Genomic DNA, 1,638 nt, shown 5'->3' on the forward strand with positions numbered 1-1,638 from the left:
GCTTTCCACGGCATCTACACCTCCCGCAGAACAAAAGCGGAAAGTGTAACCCATGTGTCCGGTACGAACTGTCACCTATGTCTCGGGTCGCTCACTCACATGGCGCAAATCTGCGATATTTCCTCCGATCTTCCGCTTAAACGGTAGGTCAAATCGGGGTAGGTCCTCGCCCACCAGGGAAGCCATCCTTCATGAAGACGGCGGAACGTCGGATAAACCCCAAATGCAGAGCTGCCTAGCCGACGTGCCGGAGGGATCATGCGTGGAACTAGGCGCCTTCAATATCCGCTTTGTCAAAAGTGCCAATTCTCATCCGCAAATTTCCGGTCTGTCCCTATCAGCCGACATTTGGCAGCGTGGGATCAAGGCAGCCACGGGCCAGGAGACATGGCTCTGGCACATTGGCCTGGCCAGATAACGGGCAACGCCTGAGACATTCGTTTCAACTCAGATGGCAGCACCGGCCAGCAAAAAAGCGCCGCCAAGCGCGACCATCACAAGTCCAGGCCAGTTCGATTTGATGCCGAAGCCGCTACCCGGTCTTTCAGGCTCCAGCGTATCACGCCCGGAGCGAAGCCGCCTTCCACCGCTGAGTCGGCCTCGCCAAATGGGCTGAAACGCCATTTGGAGCACGCCGCCGAAAATAAGGAGCACACCAAGCCATATGAGGGTCATGCTCGCCTCCTCTACCCGCGAACGCCGAGAGTGTGCGCCGAGAACCCGTGGTCCATTCAGCGCCTGTCCGCTGCTCTCTCGGAATTAGACCGACCTTGAAAGCCGCCGGACGCACGAGCGCGCCGGCACCAGGCTGGGGATCACGCTCTCCGAAGCTCAGGCTACTTATAAGGACCCTGCTTAGTCTTCATCCGGCTCGCGCACGACCGGCGGTTCGTCGCTTTTGTCTTCTTCTTCTTCTTCCTCTTCCTCTTCGTCGTCTTCCTCTTCGTCATCATCAGGATCTCGGGGCGGCATCGTGTTGCCCATGATCGCGAAGGCACGCCGGTCGATCGCAGGAATTAACTTGGGGAGTGGGGTCATGTTGTTACTCATCGGATGTGACCCTGGAGCACTTTACCCCTTTTTTGGCGGGGCAGACACGGAGTTGGCGGCCGGCGCGGACGAGGTCCGGTTATCCCTGTCAGCCAAGCCAGAGGTAAGTGTCGAGTTCTCGGATTCGGGCCAATAAGGGACCTCACGCCGATCGCTGCTTGAGATCGGTTTCATCTGGAGTCCGCTTCATTCTGTCACTCCGTCTTCGCCTTCGGACGTTCAAATAAGTTGGTAACTGGGAACGTGGGTGCTTTCCTGGCACGATTCCAGAGCAGCTCCGCAGATTGCGCAGACCGCGTCACCTGTATGCGGTACCAAGAACTTCTCTTCGGTGCGTCTGTACTCAGCACCGCAAGTGCATTGCACAATTGTCACCATCCCGATGATATGTGCTTCGGATCGCGGAATTTCCAGTCCAGGCAACTTTCGTTGTTCTCTCGCGAGTCGACCGTCACTTTGTTGCCGCCGGTCGAGTCGGTGAACGGAGGGAAGTCCGCTAGACTGTATGTCCCCCCACAAAATGAGGCGACTCACCCTCGATGTTGCGACGAGGGTTGCCCGGATGGACCGGGTAGAGCCTCAAACAAG

General features: G+C 57.6%; 2 protein-coding genes. Both read right to left on the minus strand.

Annotated features, from left to right (window positions below; all coding sequences use genetic code 11):
• Positions 1-447: 447 nt before the first annotated feature.
• The gene (locus ABIB90_RS41565; RefSeq protein ID WP_354165196.1) at positions 448-675 is read right to left on the minus strand and encodes a hypothetical protein; all 228 of its coding nucleotides are present in this window, start codon (positions 673-675) and stop codon (positions 448-450) included.
• 180 nt (positions 676-855) lie between these two features.
• On the minus strand, positions 856-1,038 hold the full coding sequence (locus tag ABIB90_RS41570) for a hypothetical protein (protein ID WP_354202977.1): 183 nt from the start codon (positions 1,036-1,038) through the stop codon (positions 856-858).
• Between the last annotated feature and the right edge of the window lie 600 nt (positions 1,039-1,638).

Source organism: Bradyrhizobium sp. JR4.1, from assembly GCF_040548605.1.
Lineage (GTDB): Bacteria > Pseudomonadota > Alphaproteobacteria > Rhizobiales > Xanthobacteraceae > Bradyrhizobium > Bradyrhizobium canariense.